This window comes from Blautia sp. HCN-1074 (assembly GCF_037890165.1).
Lineage (GTDB): Bacteria > Bacillota > Clostridia > Lachnospirales > Lachnospiraceae > Blautia_A.
The window spans coordinates 1-20,474 of record NZ_JBBKBP010000019.1; the positions used below are offsets into that span (position 1 = coordinate 1).

Sequence of the window (20,474 nt, forward strand, 5' to 3'; positions counted from 1 at the left end):
GGTGTCCCTATAGAGGTGAGAGAATTCTTGCTACGGTTGTTAAAATCCATAAAAATTAAATTGATACCAGGGAATAATGAGTAATCATATAAAGTTCCAGTCCCATTGCATTTATATTTTATTTGAACATAATCATTATATTTGTCAGAAATTATAGCACATTCCCCGTACCATTCTGGTTTGTGGAGTTCACTCATGCTCATTTCCACCTCCCTATCAGTTGATATAAACTAATTATATAATAGTTTTTTAAGTAGTTTAGTTACCAATTAGAAAGAATCACTCTGTGCTTAATTTTTATTTGAGTAATACATCATCGCTCTAATTTATTGGAAAACAAATCATTGTAGAGTTGATTGTGGTAACATTTATTACATGTTATAACAAGATTTAACCTCTTTTCTTTTCCACGCAAAAGCATCTATAGTTTCAACTGTATCATCTTCACCATGCAGAACCAATCAGAAACCGCCATACTGACCTTCGTGGACATCTTTAAGCCGTTTTTAGGGATGTAACGATAGTATGGTTCATCCGCAATCACCTTTGCATTACCCCCGATCTTTGCCGCCAGTTCTTCCACTGCATCGACATAAAAGAACATCTGCGCATCGGCATGGCCTACCTGCCTCATGTACTTCTTTTGCATCATTGCCATGCCTTTTCTGTTCACGGTATCAAAAACAACTTCCATATTTCCAAATTGTCCAATCATACGCAGAAGGGCAATGACCTTATTTTCCTCAAAATAATGGAATAGTCCACTTGCAATAACGAGAATCGGAGTATCAAGCACCTCATCGCGGACTTTTTTGATCCAGTCCTTTGCAAAGGCATTCCCGGAAATATAGCATTCACGCTCCGGTTCGGGAAGAAGCCCTCGCCGGTATTCGATCACATGAGGCAGATCCACAGCATACCAGCGTGCCCTTCCGTTATCACAGCGGTAATAGGTTGTCTCCAGGCCACAACCCAGTTGGACAATCGCACCGTTCGGTCTGCGTTCCAGAAAATCCCGAATAATCCGATCCATATTAGCAGACCGGGAAGCAGAGGCCAAAAGGGTATATTGGTTCTGCTTATTCTGCTCAATCAAGTCCGAGGGTAGCTTATTTTTCAATTCCAATGCTTTTTTATCATATAAAATTTGCGGGCAATGCTCACTGGCATAGATTCTGCCCAGCATAGGGACAAACAGGGTATCCTCCACAACGCCTAATTTTTGCATAACCAGCCCTCCTTTTTCTTTATGAAAGTTTCCAATTCTGGCTTTCTGTCTGCAGTTTTACCATATGGGCATATACACCATTCTTTTCTTCCAGATCCTTTGGTGATCCTTCTTCTGCCACGGTGCCATCAGAAAGGACAACAATTTTATCTGCTCCTGCTACGGTACGCATCCTGTGGGCGATGACCAGAACCGTTTTATCTGCGATCAGACGAGAAAGGGCTGTCTGTATCAGAGTTTCATTCTCCACATCCAGGGAAGCAGTAGCTTCATCTAAAAGAATGATCGGCGCATTTTTCAGAAATGCACGGGCAATAGAGATACGCTGGCGCTCTCCGCCGGAAAGTTCACAGCCATTTTCCCCGATATTGGTATGCCATCCATCCGGCAGTTTTTCCGCAAATTCATCCACATTGGCAAGTTTCGCAGCAGCAATGACCTGTTCATCTGTGGCGTCTTTGTTTCCGATTCGGATATTTTCCAGAATCGTATTGTCAAACAGTGTAACATCCTGGAATACGATGGAATACAGAGAAAGCAGTGTTTCCGGGTCAATTCGGGATACATCCATGCCTCCCACGGTAATCTTTCCTCTGTTAATATCCCAGAACCTTGCTGCCAGCCGGGATACGGTTGTTTTTCCGCCGCCAGATGGGCCGACCAAAGCCGTAACCTCTCCCTGTTTTGCCGTAAAGGAAACATCTTTCAATACGGTTTCTCCGGTATTGTAGGCAAACCCAACATGGTCAAAGACAATATCATACCCCTGATTGGAAAGCCTGTCGCTGCCCTGCTGGATCGGATGATCGAGAATTTCATTCATACGGGCAATGTTGGTTCGTGTACTGATGACTGCCGCAAGATTCTGGAGTGCGCCCTGCAGAGGGTCATATAAACGGGATACTACCAGAAGGAACATAAAGAATGTAAGCACGGAGAGGCTTCCTTGCATGAGCAGAACAGCTCCTGCCAGCGCAACCGTTGCAATACCAAGCTTCAGCACCAGCGATGCGGAAACCACAAAAACAGCAAGGCCGAATTCATTGAGGATGGAACGATGCTCCACGGCACGGATCTTCTTTTCCAGACCTTTTAAATATGCCTGCTCCGCGTTGTTCGCTTTCAGGTCACGAACCGTTTCAATGCACTCCTGTATCCCGTCTGCGCAGGCCATCTTCACATCCATCGCTTTCTGATTCAGATTTTCCTGAATCTTTGCGGAAAATCCCACAATCGCAAAGGCAACCGGCAGAACCCATAAGGCAGCCAGTGCCATTCTCCAGTCCGTAAAGAGCAGACCGATGGAAATCAGAACCGTAGAAATGATCGAACCCGCAAGCTCAGGGATAAAATGCGAAAAACTCTGCTCCAGGAAGGTGCAATCCGCCATAATGGTACTGGTAAGATCGGCTAAATCCTTTTTCCCGAAAAAGGAAAGGGGGATTTTGCGCAGATGCTCTGCAAGGGTAATGCGGCGGATACCGCTTTCTTTGTAAGTGGCAAAATAGGTCGCATTGTATTGAAAGAAAGTGGTCAGCAGAATCAAGCCGATACACACCACGCAGCCTGCCACATAAAATGGAATTTTCCCACCGGGAACACCCCCGTTCATCAGATCGCTGACCAGGTAATATAAAAGTCCCACCGGAAACATAAAAGACAGATTCTGAAGGACACAGGCCAGGCAGCCTTTGATCAGGTCTTTTGCTCCCTGTTCAGACAGGGCATATTTTTTCTGCAGTTTTTTGATCATATCACTGCACCTCCTTTGTTACCTTCCATTGCACGGAAGTCTGATAATTTTTCCACATACGGCTGAAAATGCCGTCTTTTGCAAGCAATTCACGACTGTTCCCGCACTCGGCAACCTGTCCGTCCTGAATGACAAAAATCTGATCCACATTTGTTACGGTAGAAAGCCTGTGGGCAATCATAATCACGGTCTTTCCCTCGGAAAGTCTTGAGAAAGCAGCCTGTACGCGGCTTTCGTTATCCGGGTCAGCAAAGGCAGTGGCTTCATCCAGAATGATGATCGGTGCATTTTTCAGCATTACACGGGCAATGGCAATTCGCTGCTGCTCGCCGCCGGAAAGATAGACACCCTTTGTACCGACAACCGTATCCACACCCTGTGGGAGTTTTTCCAGAATATCATCGCACTGTGCGTGATGAAGGGCAGCCAAAATTTCCTCACGGGTAGCTTCCGGTTTCCCCATACGCACATTTTCCAGAATGGACGCCTTGATCAGACGGCTGTTCTGAAATACGAAAGACACCGTATTCATGAGTTCCTCCTTCGGGATGTCTTTCACATTGACACCACCTATTGTTACCATTCCGCTCTGGGGATCAAAGAATCGGGAAATCAGGTTGGCAAGGGTTGTTTTACCACCGCCGGACGGGCCGACAAAAGCTACGGTTCGTCCTTCAGGAATGGTCAGTGAAATATCTTTTAATACTTCTTTTTCTCCGTCATAGCTGAAATGAACCGATTTCAGTTCCACGGAAGCGTTTTGCGGATGCATTGGGTGTTTGGTTTCCTCCAGAGGCTTCAAATGCAAAACGCTGTCAATTCTCTGTAAAGCGTCATCTACGATCATGGCATTTTCACTTTGGAACATGATGCGTGTCAGTGTAACAGAAATAACCGGCGTAATAATGATATAGAAAATGAGATCCAGTAAGAAACCGGAAGTCACACCGTCTTGTGTCAGCAACAGTCCTCCGGCGATCAGTGTGGCAAAAACTCCGTTGATCGCAGCTGTATAGAACATCATCGGTATCCGAAGCTGCTTGGTATAGGCGATCACCCATACTTTATAGCGGTCAATGGAGTCTTTAAACTTCTTAAAGGAAAAGATCGTCTGGCCAAATGTTTTTACCACCGGAATACCGCGGACATACTCTACCGCTTCGTTGGACATATCATCCAGCGCATTCTGGTATTCTTTCATCTTTTCCTGCATCTGCTTTCCGGTCATTGCCATCATAATCAGAAAGCCCAGCACAACCGGAACAAGGCTCAACAGTCCCAGTCTCCAGTCAAACACGAACAACAGCACCAAAAGACCGCAGGGGGTTGCAATGGCATTGGCTCTGTCGGGAAGCTGATGAGCGAGATAGGTTTCGGTGGCTGCACTGGATTCGTTGACGATTTTGCGCAGTTTTCCGCTGCCAAAACTCTCGGCAAATCCAAGAGGAAGCTTAACAATATGCTCCATGGTCTGGATACGCAGGTTTGTGGCAATACGAAATGCCCCTAAATGGGAACACATAAGCCCGGCTATGTAGACAAGCACCGCCAGGACAGCAAACAATACTGCCATCCAGCCATTGCCAGTCAGGTTCTGTGCCTGGCCAAAATCTGGTGCCACCTCCAGTACTTCCTTGATTATTTTCCAGATGTAATAGAATGGCACCAGAGCAATCAGGGCACTGATTGCAGAAAGCACCCAGGAAGCATAGGTCAGGTACTTATGGCTGCCTGCAATTTCCAGCAGGCGTGATAAATTGGATTGTTTTTTCAAAAAAATTCCTCCTTTTCTTTGTGTTTATGATAAAGAGAACACGTCTATGTTCTTCAATATCCGAATTTATGTTAGCTATAGCTAACTTACAGGCAAAAATTATAAGGCATTACTGCCCCATAATTTTCATCCATCCCGCTGTATAAAAGGCGCGCATTTCTCTAACGTAGTTTTCGGCATCTTTGAGCGGCATTTCGTGGATGATCAATTCAAAAAAAGTATGAAGCATTCCGGTGATCAGAATATGCTCCAGCGAAGGATCGATATGCGGAGAGGGCCGTCCAAGCTGCCTTAAGACATCCTGATAGGCATGCGTCCCATCTACCTCAATCTCCACCATTTCATCAATTAGCCCGGCAAATTTTGTCCCTTCCGAACAGCAGAGGATCAGTTTACATTCCTCTAAATGTTCGTACGCATAATAGAGAATATCGTACATGCAGATTCCCGAAATATCACTCATGACTTCCGGCTGCTGGGCAGCTGGTAGTTCGGCGAACTCCTGCTGTGCCTTTATAAAACGGTTACGAATATATTCATAATGTTCACCAACGATGGCTTCAAAAAGTTCTTCTTTGCTTTTGTAATATCCGTAAAAGGCTCCGGTAGTCATTCCCACGGATTTCACAATATTCCGCAGGGAAGCGTCTTTATATCCTTTTTCTAAAAATTCTTCTTTCGCTGCCCGGTGGATATTTTCTAAAGTCGTTCCATTTCCGTTAATTTTGCACACCTCCTATATAACAGTGATATATAGCACTGTTATAATTATAATCTCTAAAAATCATTTTGTCAAGAGCAGCAAGAAACAGTTGCATAAAAATAGCAATCCAAACGTTACTGTTCACTGGTAATATCCCGCGAGGTGTGAACAGTAACACCGAAAAAGATTTGCATAAATTTAATTTCTTCAACTGGTTGTATATGAATGTAGAATGATGTATAGTATTTGCGAGAGGCACCTTCTTTCGTAAATGTTGCAATGTTTGTTTGGTTACTTTCATTATACAACACAAACGATTTAAAGTGTCTTTCTTTTTATGCAAAATCACGAACTTGCTCATTTATAGCTTATTATATAAGCCTTCCGATTTCTTTGACAATGGAACAAGCGCCAGCCGAATATCGTCAGCAGTCACTTCTTCCATATACATCTCTCCCAGAGGTTTGATGATCTCCGGTGTTTGCGGCTTTAACAGCACCGCATTTTCAATGCCATTCTCGCAATCCAGAGAATACTGTGCTTTATAACGATACATCTTTCGCTCATACGCAGCCTCCGCACGTTCGGCTGCTCGAATAGTCTCCATTACTTCCTCTGTCACATCTACAAAAAAATCTGTTGTATAAACATCAGGATAAAATTCCCGAAGGTTAATTTTCTTCATTCTGTACCTCCATTTCGATTCACGGGTGATTGACGAGTGAATCGAATGGAGGTGGGGAACGACACCGGTATACAGCCGGATTATCTCCGAAAAAAAGGCTACAAAAAACGCCAGATTCCCGCAATGGGAAACTGGCGCGCCAAGAACAGTCATTATTATGCTGAATCACATGGAACGATAATGCCGATGCGATGCTATACTTGCCCGGAGGAGGGGCAATGCTTTTTTTAATTGATGTAGATCATGGGAGCTTTGAAAAAGCAAAAGAGACACGGCAAATTAACCTCCAAGCGGCTACCGTGTCCCTGCAAGTCGTCATTAGTTTGTGTAAACGCAAAGAAACGGCGGCTCTGAAATTGTCCTTCAAAACCGCCGATTGAATTCAAACCTTAAAATAGCGCACGAAATTATCTGCCCCAGTCAACGGTTTTTTTCTTTCCCCGGACGGGGCAGATAACTTATTATGCAGAGCGGAGCCGATGTGCGCTAATCGGTTCCTTGTACTTTCTCCTTCAGCTTTCGGAAAGATGTATCACTGATGGCGTGTTCAATCCGGCAGGCGTCTTGTTCCGCTGTTTCCTGATCGACGCCAGCAGCGACAAACTGCTCCATAAAAAACAAATGGCGTTCATAGATTTTCTCGGCAATCTCCCGACCTATGACGGTCAGATGAAGGAACCCATCATCAGCCACGGTCAGAAAACCTCCATTTTTCAAAACGCCTACCGCATGGCTGATACTCGGTTTGCTAAAGCCCATGTGCCGGGCAAGATCAATGGAGCGGACCATGCCCATTTTCTTTTGTAGAACAAGGATAGCCTCCAGATAATCCTCCCCAGACGCATGAATCTTCATCAGTTCCTCCTTTATGCTTATTGTTGAATCCTCCAGCCCTCAGCCTGTTCCCGAATCTTAATAAATTCCTGATAGGTTCCCCTTTGAGCCAGCAATTCCTTATGGGTTCCTTTCTGCACGACGGTTCCACCATCAATGACAAGAATTTGATCCGCATTTTCAATCGTCGCCAGTCTATGGGCAATCGTTATGATTGTTTTACCATGTGTCAGTGCGGAAATAGCCTCTTGAATCAAATGCTCATTCTCTGGGTCAATGCTGGCCGTGGCCTCATCCAAAATAACAATCGGCGCATCTTTCAGCATGGCTCTGGCAATCGAAATCCGCTGCTTTTCACCGCCGGAAAGAGAAGAACCGCCCTCACCAATGACGGTATCATATCCATCTGGCAAGGCCATAATAAAGTCATGGCAGCGCGCTTTTTTTGCAGCGGCAATCATCTGTTCCTCCGAAGCGTCCGGGCTGCCGAATTTGATATTGTTACGGATCGTATCCCGGAACAGATATACATTCTGGAACACCATACTGATATTTTTTAGTAAGCTGTCACAGGTAAATTCTCGAATATCTGTTTCTCCTAAAGTGATTTTTCCGGCGTCAACATCATAAAAGCGTGCAATCAGGCTGCACAGGGTAGACTTGCCGCTCCCGGAGGGACCTACAATCGCTGTTGTGGTATTCTGCGGAATCGTGAAATTCACATCATGCAATACAGTCCGTTTATCGTAACCAAAGGATACATCCTGAAAAGTAATGTCATACGAGGTCGGTGTAATATCTTTTCCGTCCTGGTCGATATATTCTGCATTTTCCAGAGCTTCCAGCTTATTCATAGCGGAATCTATAAGACCCAGCATGTGAGCCGCGTCGTTAATGTTTTCCACACTTCCAAAGATTACGAAAGAAAACAGAACAAACATCAGGAAATAAGCAAGACTCATTTGCCCGTTAAGTGTCTGCCATGCACAGATAAACACAATCCCCATAGATGCCAGTTTTAAGGAGAACAGATGCAAGCAGTTAAATGGCGTATAGCCTTTTTCTACTTTGATATGAATATTTTTCAAATCCGTATTTGCCTTGCGGAAACTTTCGATAGAAGCCCCTTCCTGTCCGAACGATTTAACGATGGACAGCCCGCGGATATATTCAATCGCAGAGCCAGACATATCCTCCATGGCCTGGTGCGTGATAGCAGCGGTCTTTTCACTATGCCTGCTGATACCATGTAAGGCCAATGAGGAAAAGGCAACGCCGACAACAGAAATCACTGCTGCGGCTGGACTCAGGAAAAGGAAACACAGGAGAATTGCAATAAACTTTGCATATCCGTTGATGATGATGTCAACCATCTTCATTCCCTGCAATTCGAGTGTGGATAGCTCCGTGGTAACACCTGTCAGAATATCGCCCACGCTGTTTTTGGAAAAATATCCCAGAGGAACCCTTTTCAGCACATCGCCTAAATGGATTCGCTGCCCTGCGGCTACTTCATAACCAATGCTTTCCTGCAACACCGCCCGCAAATAAGAGAGTAGAAAGTTAAGCGCAATCGAGCCAACAATAATCCAAAGCATCTGCCAGATCAGGGAGGATTCTATTGTGTTGCCTGCCCAATAAGCTGCGATTGCTTTATCAAGGGCATAAGCGGCAGCCATTGTAGGGATCGCCGTAGACAGGCTGCTGAAAAAGGAAAAAACAGAGCCAAGATAGAGGCGTCCCTTATATTTCCCCGCCCATTTAATGATCCGTTTCATAGACTTAAACATGAGCGGCCACCTCCTTCTTTTCACTCACAGACCAATTCTTCGCCCCGATGTGGGCTTTCCACATATCCGCATAAAGCGGACACCGCTTCAACAATTCTTCCTGCTTTCCGCAATCCACAATCCGGCCTTTTTTCAACACGACAATCTGATCTGCGTTCTGAATGGTGGAAAGGCGGTGGGCGATCACAAGAAGAGTTTTACCCTTTGATAACGCCATGATAGATTTCTGAATTTTATCTTCGTTCTGCGGGTCAGTAAATGCTGTCGCTTCATCCAAAATAACAATCGGAGCATTTTTGAGGATTGCCCTCGCAATCGCAATTCGCTGTTTTTCGCCGCCGGACAGCCTCTTTCCGGCATCACCGGCAGGGGTATCATATCCTTTGTCCAAACGCACAATAAATTCATCACAGCAGGCCGCTTTCGCCGCCGCATATACTTCTTCATCTGTGGCGTTTGGATTTCCAAGACGGATATTTTCTTTCAGGGAGCAATTAAACAGGAAGTTATCCTGTGTCACAAAACTGACCAGTTCGGAAAGCTGGCGTATAGACAACTCTTTGATATTCTTCCCCCCAATGGTAATGTTGCCGCCTGTCACGTCCCAAAACCTTGCAATCAGACGGGCAATCGTTGATTTACCGCCGCCAGACGGTCCTACAAGTGCCGTAAAACTTCCCTCTGGCAATTCCAAGTTTACATCATGCAGTACTTCATTTTGCTCGGAGCCGTCATAGGAAAAGGTTACATGCTCCAACACAATATCATTGCGGGGTATGGATACGATTTTCCCTGAATCCGGCAGCACAGGCAGGTTCAAAAGTTCATTTGCCGCCTCTACTGCATATTCCATAGACTTTGCTTCGTTAATGAAAGTGGTTGCTTTCATCAACGGCCCAACAATGCTGAGGGAAAGAATAATCCCCATTGCAAGCTCTGCGGGGGAAATACTTCCATTCTGTACCAGCAGAAGGCCGACAGGAAGAACCCCCAGTAGCGTTGTGGGCATAATCGCCATCATCAGGTTCATCGTTTTCCATGTGCTCTTAAACCATGCCAGGGTAAACTCTTTGAACGACTGGACAGCATTAACAAATTTTTCATAGGAGCTTGTGCTTTGATTAAAAGCCTTTACAACCTCGATGCCTTCCACATACTCAATAATAATACTGTTGACATGGTTATTTGCCTCCATATAAGCGGCGTACTGACTGTTATAATTCCTCATAAGGAAAAACATAGGAATCATGGCCAGCACCGGAGCAATCAGAACCGCCAATCCCATGCGCCAGTCAATGACCATCATCCAGGTAAAAATTGCAACAGGGAGTAGGAGGTTAGAAGTCAATTCCGGGATCATGTGTGCCAAAGGCGGCTCTAAATCCTCCACCTTATCCATGATGATATTTTTCAGATAGCCGATTCGCCGCCCCATCACTTCGCCGAGAGGCGCTTTCATCAGCCGGTCCGCAATTTTAAGCCGGATTCCTTCCAAAATGGTATAGGCTGAAATATGCGCCAGGATCGTAGAGATTCCATGGCAGGCAACCCGCAGCAGGTAGCCCACTGCTCCAACCAGACACCAAATCAGAATGCCATTCAGGGTCACATTCTGATTGATAAATGCCAGCAGGATTTCATATACAGCCCAAAAAGGAATAAACCCTCCTGCAACGCTCAGAATGGCGCAGAATACCGAAAGAGCCATTTTCCCCTTGCATGGTGCGGCGAAGGAAAACAGAATTTTCACCCAATTATCTTTTTGCTGCTTCATTACAATCACCTTCCTTCTTTTTAGTCAGCAAAGAAAAAAGGATGGGTAGTCTTTGCTAACCATCCTCATTGTAGCAGTATTCAATTCTTCTTTCCTCTCCAAAACGGCATTTATGCACCGTTTAGAAAAAAGATTTTCGGTATTCCATCGGCGTCTGCCCTATCACCTGCCGGAAAGCTGTTGCAAATTTACTGGGGCTTTCATATCCCACAACTCCTGCAATTTCCGCAATCCCTTTTTTGGAATCCTGTCGGAGCATTGTGGCAGCAACGTTCATCCGATAACGGCGAATATAGGAATACATGGAATCTCCGTATATTTCCTTAAAGCAGGTTTTCATCCCCGTCAATGAAATCTGGAATCGTTCAGCTAATTCATCCATCGTGTAATGCTCCTGCAAATTTGCCGTAATAAGATCATGGATCGCTTTGATTTTTTCTACCTGCCCTTTATAGAAATAAGGGCGATCTTCTTTGGAATCAGAAAACTGCAAAGCGTCCAGATATAAAAGCAGCTCCAGGGCTTTTACTTTATAGTAGTCACCTTTGATCTGCTGCGGGACAAAGTAAAGCTCTGAAAAAATATGTTCAATTCCTGGCTCATTATGAATCACAAACGGTTTCTTGTCATTGCAATACTTTTTTTGAAGCTCGTACAAATCAACAGAAAATCCGCCAAAAAAGTCTTTCAGCGCCGGCACAGCAATGTCCAGATCAAATCCCAGGGTCATCCCATGATAGTGGCAGAGTGGAAAGTAGAACCGTCCCGAATGGGAACGCCGGTCATCCACACGCATCTCATTCTCTTGCAAATAGCTATACGCATGATTGTCAATCTCGCTTTCGATCCGTCCCTCCCTGCAATGGTCTATATAGAGAAGCGAACTGTCCGTACTACTCTGAAAGTAGGAGGTACATTCTTTCAGGTGCATATCGCTATACATCACAAAAGCGCCATCAAAAATTTTGTGGGCTGTCATGGTTCCCTCGCCGCTCTCGTCAAAAAGCTGCAGGACAACGCAATCCTCAGTTTCAATGACATTTTTAACATTTGAGCCGCAGTTTATTTTACCATCAAACAGTTTGATTTCCGCCGCCTCCTTCCATCATAAAGAAATTAAATAACCGTTCCCGTCCTTCCGTATCCTGGAGGAAATAGTTTTCTTCCAATCTGCCGTTTTCCAGATGGATCACATAATTGCAGCACCTGAGTATAAATTCAGGATCATGGGTCACAATCACAATGGTTTTTCCTGAATCGGCAAGTCCTTTGACCGAATCGGCCACCTGCCTCATATGAAAGAGATCAAGGCCGCTGGTAGGTTCGTCAAATAGTATAACCGGACGTTCAGAGGCAATCGCAGAAGCAATCGCCACACGTTGTTTTTGCCCTCCCGAAAGCCCCATCGGATGGCAGGCTTTGTACGGGAGCAAATCCATTTCTGTCAAGATAGCCTCTGCCTTTGCCACATTTTCAGGCGATTCATCGGAATCTTTCCCCGGCATACTTAACAGGACTTCCTCTAAAACGCTCTCCGTAAAAAGCTGATGATTTACATCCTGCATGACCATATAGCATATCTTCAGCCGCTGTTTGCTTGAATAGGAAGTACCTTCTTTTTCGAGGATACCTTTACATCTTTTTTCCAATCCGCATAAGCAACGGGATAGTGTCGTTTTTCCGGCTCCATTGTGCCCGATGACCGCCGTTACATTTCCGGCAGGAAGCTCTATATTTTCCAGAGAAAGCGTTTCCAGCTGTTTCCTGTATGCGAAATGGAAGTGGTTCAGTTTCCATATCCCCTGCCCTGAATGTAGACTGGCAGGCTCAATGTCTGCAAACTCACCCAGGCCAAGAGGCCGTAATCCCATTTTAGCTTTTTCCGCCGCCGGAATCAACTGAAATTCCGGCAAAGTATAATCCCCTTGTATTTCCCCGTCGCTTAAATATATGATCCTGTCTGCCAGATCATAAAGATAGTAGAGCCGGTGCTCCGCAATAATAATTGTTTTGCCCTGTGACTTCAATATTTTTAACAGTTTCCGAAAATCAGCGATGGAATAGGCGTCAAGGTTGGAAGATGGCTCGTCCAAAACAAATACATCCGGTTCCACAGCGGCGGCAGATCCACAGGCGATTTTTTGCTTTTCCCCACCGGAAAGGGAGAAAACACTTCTGTCCAGTAGATTTGTAAGGTTCAACTGCTCTGAGACCAGTTTTACCCGCTTTCGGATTTCTGCTTCTTCCAATCCATGGTTTTCACATCCAAAGGCAATTTCGCTGGTCGTATCCACATTAAAAAATTGAGAACGTGGATTCTGAAAAACAGAACCCACTTTTTTTGATATATCAAACAGGGAAAGCCCGCTCATATCTTCTCCATCAAGCATGACAGTGCCTTCCAGCTTTCCATCGTAATAATGAGGAATCAGTCCGTTAAACAGCCGTGTCAGTGTGGTTTTACCGCAGCCCGATGTTCCACAGAGCAGTACAAAATCCCCGTCGTTAATAGACAGGTCAATATTTCTTAATGTTCCGTGTCCTTCCCTGTCCCCAATGTCAGTTTCATTTGGAGGGTAGGAAAAAGAAACTTTTTTACATTCGATCATAGACCTACCTCCCTGTAATCATCGTGACAATAGGAATTGCAAAAGCCACCACACATAGCAGCAGGAAAAAAACATCCTGCACATGAAAGCCGATCTCGCAGATGTTTGTCCTCTTGACCGGACCGCCCAATCCTCTTGTCAGGGCTGCCGCATTTAATTCTTCCCCGATCTTGACGGAACACATGATGACAGGGACAAGCCTGTATTCCAGCATTGCACTGGCTTTGCCCCCGCCAAAACGGATTCCTCTCATTTTCATAGCGTCCCCTATGGCATTATATTCTTCTACAACCGTAGGGAAAAATCGGAATATCACGGACATAGGAATGATGATCTGCTCCGGTAAATGCAGCTTCTTCATGGAGGCAACAAACTCGCTGACCGTCGTTGTCCTGACCGTGATGTATCCCATCATAATCCCCGGCACAAACCGCATAAAGAAACCGCAGATTGCAACAACAAGAAAGTTAGGAAGGCCGGACAGGTGGGGGAGCGCCCATAGTTGCAATATATAGCTGCCGCCATATAAAACAAAATAGATAACCGTTCCCTTCCACGATTTTTCCGTGAGCAGCAGGATCAATGGAACAGCAGCCAAAATAGGAGCAAACTGTTTAGAAGCAGCCCCACCTCCACCGCTCAAGACAAAGAGGGCAATCGTGATAAGCAATGCCAACTTTGTCCGAGGGTCTAACGACAGGCCGGTTTCTTTTTTTTTGCTTGCTAACAATTCACGGCGCATTATGCAATACCCGCACGCTTAAAGTGCTTTTTGAAAATTTTCTGGCCGATCACACCGCCGATCACGCCGCAAACGAACCCGGCAATCAAAAGAAGGGGGAGCGTATATGCCGAGATATAGCTCATAATGGAATCTGCATACTCTTGTCCATAACCGCTGATCAGCTGCTGATAGTAGCTGTCCCGTGTTACAACAATAGGGATGTAGTTTCCGATGATCCACATAGAAAAAACACCATGCGATATGATTCCTTTTTTTGCACTCTTATAATCGCCGGATTTCAAAACAAGATCAGCCAGGACACCGAACACGGCACCGGTAATAATGCTCCAATACCCCATGCCGGTCAGCAACATTAAAATACCGCAGATCAGTCCTGTCAGCGATACCATTCCAAACTTCTGGACTTTAGAATAATACAGCATCATTACGATTCCGCCAATCAGCGGAACCAGCACGATCAGAAGCGGAAGAAAAATAGGGATAAATCCCAGCATGGCAATCGCCATCATCACCACAAAATAGATCGCAGTGAAGATTCCAACATTGATAAGGTCTTTTCCTTGTAGTTTATTCATTATTTGGTCCTCCTGTTTGCTTTTGTGTTAGCACCAACTAACCGCATTTCAGTATAGCAGATATGTCAGTATGTTTCTTCTCCAAAAAGGCATTTTCGCTCCAAATAGACAATTACTTTGCTTTGCTATCTTTACGGGGAGTGATTGCCTGCGTGTGTGCGTGAACATAGAACTATTCAACATTGAACAGAGGCGGTTCTTGCATAATTTGAAATGGAAACAGCCAAAATCTCCGCTTCAAATTGTAGTATTAGTAGAGGGAGAAATAGAAGGTAGGGTTTCGATAGCAAGCACAGCAAGCCAGTACCCGCTTGCGATTTTTCAGATTTTCAGGTCCCTTGCCCGAAAATGAAAAATGCTTGTTGGGATAATCCCAAACCCTTATGAAGAACGGAGGCGGCGCATGGCGAACCGGAAACGGAATATCCAGATGAAATTTTATGTTACAGAGAATAAAAAACGGCTCATAGATGAGCGGATAAAACTGCTAGCCTCCCTACCGCATTCTATATCATTCTCGTTTGGCAACGAACTAAAAGCTGAAATCTGCAATTCATCCTCATAGTTCAATTAGTAGCCGGAAACGCCATAATCATGGAGCAACCATGTTATCAGAAAGGAATCAGCATAATCAGTCCTGTTCTCAAGCACAATAAGGTTATTCCTTTGTGCAAATCGGAACGATAAAGTATATTTGAGGTGAACGATTATGCCGATTGATGATTTAACTGCTTTAGGGCAGAAAATGCGGGAAGCACGAAAGAATAAAGAGCTGACACAGCAGGAACTTTCTGATCTGAGCCATGTTTCTGTAAAGCAAATCGCCAATATCGAAAAAGGGAAAACGAATCCTTCCTATTTGATTTTGAGAGCATTGGCAAAGGTCCTGCACATCTCTTTAGATACGCTTATAAATCCAGATATTTCTCTGGAGGATGAGGGTGTCAATCAGATGAAAATGCTTTATTCCAGCTGTCCGCCAGAAATGCGCGACACCCTGTTGCATCACACACAGGAAACGGTAAAAGAGCTAACAGAGTTGTCCGAGAAATTTGAAATGAATTGAGCCAGTGAGTGAAATTTAACGATTCTCTCACTGGTTCTTTTTATTTCCAGAGAAAAGAGGCAAGCAATGCCTGTTCCAGTTCACCCTCATACACATGGGTATCTGGCTGAATCTGCAAAAATTCCATCACATAAGGATCTTTGATTATTTTTTCATATTCAGGTTTCGGTTCTGTTGTTTGAATTTCTTTTGAAACAGCTTCTTTGTCTTGGCTTGCTAAAATTCTCTGATAGTACATCGTGTTGATCTGCCGTTCTAACTGCCGGACGCTCCACGCAGACTTTACACATTCCTCCATATAAAAGGTTCGTGCCTGTTCATCTGGTACACGCATCAAAAGGCGATAATGTGACCAACTTAAATCGCTCCACAGTGTGGAGCGATTTGGAAAGGTGCAATAAAATTGCCTCATATTACGCAGTCCTTGTACGCTAAATCCCTTCCCAAATTCTGCTGTTAGCTGTTCAGATAAATACTGAAGCAGCTTCTTTCCATATTCTGCTCTGTCATTTTCTCCACACGCTTTATAAATCTGTTCCCCAATCTCCCAATAAGTTATTACCATTGTGGAGTTCACCGCAGCACTTAACCTATGCTGTGCTGATACAATAGACTGGCGAATGGAATGATAGGTCTGTTCTGCATTTTGATTTATTTGCAAATTGTTATCCATTTTGTACCCTCCTTACTTTAGGTGCTATTAAAATATTATACCACGGAATCAATAAAAACTCTCAAATCAATATCTATTGATTGATTTTGCATTTTTTCTGCAAAATCTTCAATCAAAATCTCTTTCGGCTCTTTTTCTGAGTGTCAATGACTTCAATCTGTCTTTTTTTATCATAAAAGCACCTCCAAATACTGCCGTAAAATCTTTTCCACCTTAAACATCCCAGCATATTGCATTAAAGCTCGCAGGTTCTTATCTTTTCTACGAGCATACGCTTTCAATGCCCCCTGAAATGTTTGAATTTCAATTCTACTTCGGCTTCTGAGCAAATCACAGATCGTTCGCTCCATATCATAAACCGGTACGGTATAGATCATCAGCTGCTCATGGAACGGGTACTTGTAAAGGCGGGAAGCAGTGGTGAGAAACCCCGCCCATTCCTGCCAGCTCCCCGTGAGATGTGTTGCCACCTTGTCCGCCATCTGTGCATATAGTTCAGCTTTGGTTGGCATGGTATTCTGTCCTCCTTTCGGTTTTTGGGTAAAAGAAAAGCAGGAAACCTAAAAGATTTCCTGCTTGTTGCTTTATGGCTTCTTATGCAATATTCTTCTTTTTCTTTGCCACAATAAATCCAATTATCATAAGCACATTCAAAACAAATACTACAACACTGCCTTCAATTTTATAAATTCCACCAGATAGCAGTTGATTGCCACCGAATGTCATATTAAACAAATGCGGATAGTCCTCTGCAAGTGATACTCCTCCCAAAATAATCGCTCCTACACTATTCCAGAGAAAATGAACGATTATAGGAGCAACCAAAGAATTTGTATATTCCAAAACTGCTGTCATAAACAAACTCATTGTCAAAACATTCAAAACAGGGAGAATTCCCGCTTCAAAAGCACCTCCATGTGCAAAAGTAAACAGCATGGTAGACACAACAGTTGCCGCAACTGCATTGTAGTTTCTCTTTATCATCTGATATAGATAACCACGAACCAACATTTCCTGCATAATTGTGTTGATAAAGGCTGATAGTATCCAGAGCCAAAGCATAGAAATATGATTAGTATCTTCTATCCGCGCAGACCCGGTAAAAAGCAAAATACCAACAGATATACCTAACCAGCTTAGTCCCACTATCCCTCCTAATGTACTATTATAGACAGGGCGTTGTGTGAGATGTAACTTGGTTTTTTTATGATCTACAAACCCCAAAATGACGGTCATAACAACAATCGCTAAAAACGGTATTAGTTCTGCAAAAAACCTCCACAACGCTGCATTGTCAATATCAGGAATCGGTATAACTGATGCGCAAATTGCCCATCCAACAAAGAAAATGATAGATTTTAATGATACTTCTATTAGCTTTTTCATATTTCTAAAACTCCTTGGTGCTTTCTAATTTACACAAAGTACATTATACATCATCTTGTCAAGGAGCTACATCCTTTTTTAGTAAAACTCTACTTGAAAAAATAGTAGAATAAATAGCTGTCGGTCAGCTCCCTCAGTTCCGTTTCCTCCGGCGAAAGCTCGCCGCGCATTTCACGCAGGCTGTCAATCAGCCCGGTACGGCTGCCGGTATTGTAAATGCACATCAGGTTCATTTCTTCAAAAGTAAAGTTTCCCATATCAAAGCTCCCTTTCCGCACTCTTTTTGGGTGCTGTCTTTTTATGTTTTGCTTTGGGCTGGTTTTTCAGCTGATCCTGCAAGGTCTCGATCATAGACAGGGATGCGTGTCTGAGCAAAGTGCTGTCCGGATCGTTATCATCACAAATCTGGAGAACTGCATTTTTGCGGGAAAGCCCTAGTGTGTCCAGCTGACCGCCATCCAGCTCTTTCATGGACGCGGCATCATAAAGGGTATAGTCCCATGCGGACCACTAAAAATTGGGTGAAATCGGCTCTCGTTATGCCAAATTTGGTTAAACTATATCAGCCCATTTAGGTATAAGAAAACCCCGGAAAACCTTGATTTTCCGGGGTTTGTAAACCTTTTGATATAGTCTGAGCAGTCGATTATCGCTTGCTGAACTGTGGAGCTCTACGAGCTGCTTTGAGACCTTATTGTATAAGCCTTCTGATTTCTTTGACAATGGAACAATAGCCAGCCGAATATCGTCAGCAGTCACTTCTTCCATATACATCTCTCCCAGGGGTTTGATGATATAGTTTGTCATATCCCTCGTATAACCTCTGAGTGTAGACGCAGACACCTTTGCCGACTGCATCAGCAGCCACTTCTCTCCATACTCGGCTACTGTCGGGTGCTGCCGGTGAAAGATAATTTCTTCCACCTGCTTCCGGGCCTCTAACTGCTTCTCATACAATTCTTCACAAGTAGCGGCATACAAACTCAACTCTTTGCCATCTGCATCCGTAATCCTGGTTCTGTAATACTGAATTCCTTTCAATGTAATGGTTCCGTACTTCGGGATCTGTGTTTTCTTTTTTGCCATCTTTGATCGTCCTTTCTTGATAATGTGTAGTCTCCGTATCTACACTCTCTTTTTATCAGAAAGCCTCGATTTAATCAAAGATACGGCTGATGTAAAACAAAGAGCGAGACATCCTTGCCTCGCTCCTGCTTTACTTCCTATTTTATTATTACTGTGCTGCGTCCCAGCTTGCAAACGCGCAGCTCATTGATCTGACCAGCTCATCCGGCCTGTTATACTTAACCTTTGCATAGATGTCCATTGTAATCTTGCTGCTTTCATGGCCTGCCAGGTATTGAACCGTTTTGGGATCTACCGACGCATGAATAAGGTTGGTGATGTAAGTATGCCGCAACTGATGGGGTGTTACCTCAAAGTCCAGGCTGTAAACCACTTTTCCGTTATGAGCGGCCTTTTCTCCCAAGACAGGTGTGACAGTATGCTTTACTCTTTTTCCATCTTCATACCGATAATAGCTCCGTTCCTTGACCGTTCTCGTAACAACATACTGCCACAGCCGCTTAAACTGCGTATAGGACAACGGTTCGCCATCCCGATTTGGAACAACATACTCCGAAGTGGAATTTACCTTTGCTTCTCTCAGGCAGTCTGCCAAGCAGATGGGGAGAGGAATGTTTCTCTCCGCTGCCTTTGTTTTCAATTCATCCGAAATCACCGGTCTGTTATGTTCGGTGTGCCATGCACGCCTTACCGTCAGATATGGAGTATCCGTATCCAGATATACTGAATCCCATTGCAGAGCAAGAATTTCTTCCCGGCGCAGACCCGCATACAAACCGATCATGACAAAGACATAAGGCGGCAAATTTCGGATAGCATCCAAAAGGCGCTCTGCCTGTTCATCTGTCAAAGCCTGACGCTCCTCTTGTGGAACACCGCCACCTTTTGTTGTCAGATAAATCGTTGGGTTATGGTCAATAATCCTGCTTTCCATCGCTGCGCGAAAGATAGACTTGTAAAGGATTACCACAGATTTATAAACCGATGTAGATTTCTTGGAAACTGGAACAAGGGCAAGCTGAATATCATCCAGGCTAACCTCGCCCATCCGTTTATCTCCCAATTCCGCTATAATATGTCGCCTGACCTTTGAAGTGTAATCCGTCAAGGTAGTGGCTCGTACATGAACCGACTGCATCAGCAGCCACTTTTCACAATACTCTGCAACTGTGGGCGTTTTCCGATGAAAAGTAGCATTCTCAATCTGTTCCAACGCAAGAGTTTCTTTGTTATATAGTTCTTCAGGTGTTTTTGCGTAGAGAGCTACGAGCTTTCCATTCGCATCTTTGATTCTCGTCCTATAATATAGGACACCTCTTTTCATAACTGTGCCATATTGGGGAAGCATTATTTTTCTATTTGCCAATTCCTCCACCTCCTAAAAAAGATCTCCAGCGCTGTACCTTTGTTTTATCAAACATCTCTGATTCCATCAAGGATACGGACCGGCTCACGATCTTCCGCTTCGAGGCTTACGGTAGGTTGTGCTTCTCTCAACAGGCTTTGCCCTGTGCGTACATTTTGCGATATACTCCTGAAGACCCGCCGCAGTAAAATACACACAGCCATTCTGAACATACTGCACATAAGAGATCAAGCCGTTGTTACGGGCGGCATCCAGCGTTGCTATGCTGATTCCTAAGATTTCAGCAGCTTCTTTTCGTGTAATAAGTTTTTCCATAGACCATATTCCCTCCAATCTATCAAGGTTATCATCGTGCTTTCAAAATCACATGAATACGCTGGCAGCCGAAACTGCCAGCGCATGGTATCTGATTTTGAATAGAAAGCGA

17 protein-coding genes and 6 pseudogenes are annotated in these 20,474 nt (G+C 44.3%); 2 read left to right on the forward strand and 21 right to left on the reverse strand.

Features of this window, described 5'->3' with window-relative positions; translation table 11 throughout:
* From WKT11_RS14335 to WKT11_RS14360, 6 genes and pseudogenes are all read right to left on the reverse strand, one after another.
* Nucleotides 1–203: pseudogene (locus tag WKT11_RS14335) on the reverse strand (hypothetical protein); the annotation flags it as partial.
* A gap of 218 nt (nt 204–421) precedes the next feature.
* Nucleotides 422–1,228 carry a class I SAM-dependent methyltransferase gene (locus WKT11_RS14340; RefSeq protein WP_117677311.1) on the reverse strand — a complete coding sequence of 269 codons (807 nt, stop codon included), beginning with the start codon at nt 1,226–1,228 and terminating at the stop codon, nt 422–424.
* A gap of 19 nt (nt 1,229–1,247) precedes the next feature.
* Nucleotides 1,248–2,981, reverse strand: a complete 1,734-nt coding sequence (locus WKT11_RS14345; RefSeq protein WP_117677312.1) for an ABC transporter ATP-binding protein — start codon at nt 2,979–2,981, stop codon at nt 1,248–1,250.
* A 1-nt stretch (nt 2,982) separates the two neighbouring features.
* On the reverse strand, nt 2,983–4,755 hold the full coding sequence (locus WKT11_RS14350) for an ABC transporter ATP-binding protein (protein ID WP_117677313.1): 1,773 nt from the start codon (nt 4,753–4,755) through the stop codon (nt 2,983–2,985).
* Nucleotides 4,756–4,864: 109 nt separating this feature from the next.
* The gene (locus tag WKT11_RS14355; RefSeq protein ID WP_117677314.1) at nt 4,865–5,488 is read right to left on the reverse strand and encodes a TetR/AcrR family transcriptional regulator; all 624 of its coding nucleotides are present in this window, start codon (nt 5,486–5,488) and stop codon (nt 4,865–4,867) included.
* Between the two features lie 406 nt (nt 5,489–5,894).
* Nucleotides 5,895–6,143 (reverse strand): annotated as a pseudogene (locus WKT11_RS14360) (sigma-70 family RNA polymerase sigma factor); the annotation flags it as partial.
* A gap of 218 nt (nt 6,144–6,361) precedes the next feature.
* On the opposite strand from WKT11_RS14360, the gene WKT11_RS14365 reads away from it, so the two are divergent.
* Nucleotides 6,362–6,523 carry a hypothetical protein gene (locus tag WKT11_RS14365; protein ID WP_015529866.1) on the forward strand — a complete coding sequence of 54 codons (162 nt, stop codon included), beginning with the start codon at nt 6,362–6,364 and terminating at the stop codon, nt 6,521–6,523.
* Nucleotides 6,524–6,629: 106 nt separating this feature from the next.
* On the opposite strand, the gene WKT11_RS14370 is transcribed toward WKT11_RS14365, so the two are convergent.
* The 7 genes from WKT11_RS14370 to WKT11_RS14400 form a co-directional block, all read right to left on the reverse strand.
* On the reverse strand, nt 6,630–6,998 hold the full coding sequence (locus WKT11_RS14370) for a metal-dependent transcriptional regulator (RefSeq protein ID WP_117677316.1): 369 nt from the start codon (nt 6,996–6,998) through the stop codon (nt 6,630–6,632).
* 17 nt (nt 6,999–7,015) lie between these two features.
* Nucleotides 7,016–8,767, reverse strand: a complete 1,752-nt coding sequence (locus WKT11_RS14375; RefSeq protein WP_118138061.1) for an ABC transporter ATP-binding protein — start codon at nt 8,765–8,767, stop codon at nt 7,016–7,018.
* Nucleotides 8,760–10,541 carry an ABC transporter ATP-binding protein gene (locus tag WKT11_RS14380; protein ID WP_117677318.1) on the reverse strand — a complete coding sequence of 594 codons (1,782 nt, stop codon included), beginning with the start codon at nt 10,539–10,541 and terminating at the stop codon, nt 8,760–8,762. Before WKT11_RS14380 ends, WKT11_RS14375 begins: the two co-directional genes overlap by 8 nt.
* A 121-nt stretch (nt 10,542–10,662) precedes the next feature.
* On the reverse strand, nt 10,663–11,520 hold the full coding sequence (locus tag WKT11_RS14385) for an AraC family transcriptional regulator (protein ID WP_181977732.1): 858 nt from the start codon (nt 11,518–11,520) through the stop codon (nt 10,663–10,665).
* Nucleotides 11,521–11,614: 94 nt separating this feature from the next.
* Nucleotides 11,615–13,150, reverse strand: a complete 1,536-nt coding sequence (locus WKT11_RS14390; protein WP_117677320.1) for an ABC transporter ATP-binding protein — start codon at nt 13,148–13,150, stop codon at nt 11,615–11,617.
* A 4-nt stretch (nt 13,151–13,154) separates the two neighbouring features.
* The gene (locus WKT11_RS14395; protein ID WP_117677321.1) at nt 13,155–13,892 is read right to left on the reverse strand and encodes an energy-coupling factor transporter transmembrane component T; all 738 of its coding nucleotides are present in this window, start codon (nt 13,890–13,892) and stop codon (nt 13,155–13,157) included.
* A complete protein-coding gene (locus WKT11_RS14400; protein WP_117677322.1) occupies nt 13,892–14,470 on the reverse strand; it encodes an MptD family putative ECF transporter S component in 579 nt (192 codons plus the stop codon). The genes WKT11_RS14395 and WKT11_RS14400 overlap by 1 nt, the downstream gene beginning before the upstream one ends.
* 709 nt (nt 14,471–15,179) lie before the next feature.
* Here WKT11_RS14400 and WKT11_RS14410 point away from each other — a divergent pair.
* Nucleotides 15,180–15,536, forward strand: coding sequence for a helix-turn-helix domain-containing protein (locus WKT11_RS14410; RefSeq protein ID WP_117677323.1), 357 nt, complete (start codon nt 15,180–15,182; stop codon nt 15,534–15,536).
* 40 nt (nt 15,537–15,576) lie between these two features.
* Here WKT11_RS14410 and WKT11_RS14415 read toward each other — a convergent pair whose 3' ends face one another.
* From WKT11_RS14415 to WKT11_RS14450, 8 genes and pseudogenes are all read right to left on the reverse strand, one after another.
* Nucleotides 15,577–16,209 carry a DUF1016 N-terminal domain-containing protein gene (locus WKT11_RS14415; RefSeq protein WP_242986909.1) on the reverse strand — a complete coding sequence of 211 codons (633 nt, stop codon included), beginning with the start codon at nt 16,207–16,209 and terminating at the stop codon, nt 15,577–15,579.
* 170 nt (nt 16,210–16,379) lie between these two features.
* Nucleotides 16,380–16,580: pseudogene (locus WKT11_RS14420) on the reverse strand (type IV toxin-antitoxin system AbiEi family antitoxin domain-containing protein); the annotation flags it as partial.
* 223 nt (nt 16,581–16,803) lie between these two features.
* Nucleotides 16,804–17,595: a CPBP family intramembrane glutamic endopeptidase gene (locus WKT11_RS14425; protein ID WP_117677325.1), complete on the reverse strand. Its 792-nt coding sequence runs from the start codon at nt 17,593–17,595 to the stop codon at nt 16,804–16,806.
* Between the two features lie 110 nt (nt 17,596–17,705).
* Nucleotides 17,706–17,852 (reverse strand): annotated as a pseudogene (locus tag WKT11_RS14430) (transposon-transfer assisting family protein); the annotation flags it as partial.
* A gap of 31 nt (nt 17,853–17,883) precedes the next feature.
* Nucleotides 17,884–18,102 (reverse strand): annotated as a pseudogene (locus WKT11_RS14435) (LPD16 domain-containing protein); the annotation flags it as partial.
* Nucleotides 18,103–18,231: 129 nt separating this feature from the next.
* Nucleotides 18,232–18,681: pseudogene (locus tag WKT11_RS14440) on the reverse strand (tyrosine-type recombinase/integrase); the annotation flags it as partial.
* Between the two features lie 148 nt (nt 18,682–18,829).
* A complete protein-coding gene (locus WKT11_RS14445) occupies nt 18,830–20,047 on the reverse strand; it encodes a tyrosine-type recombinase/integrase (RefSeq protein WP_117677328.1) in 1,218 nt (405 codons plus the stop codon).
* 84 nt (nt 20,048–20,131) lie between these two features.
* Nucleotides 20,132–20,362: a helix-turn-helix domain-containing protein gene (locus WKT11_RS14450; RefSeq protein ID WP_002571063.1), complete on the reverse strand. Its 231-nt coding sequence runs from the start codon at nt 20,360–20,362 to the stop codon at nt 20,132–20,134.
* Nucleotides 20,363–20,474: the final 112 nt, after the last annotated feature.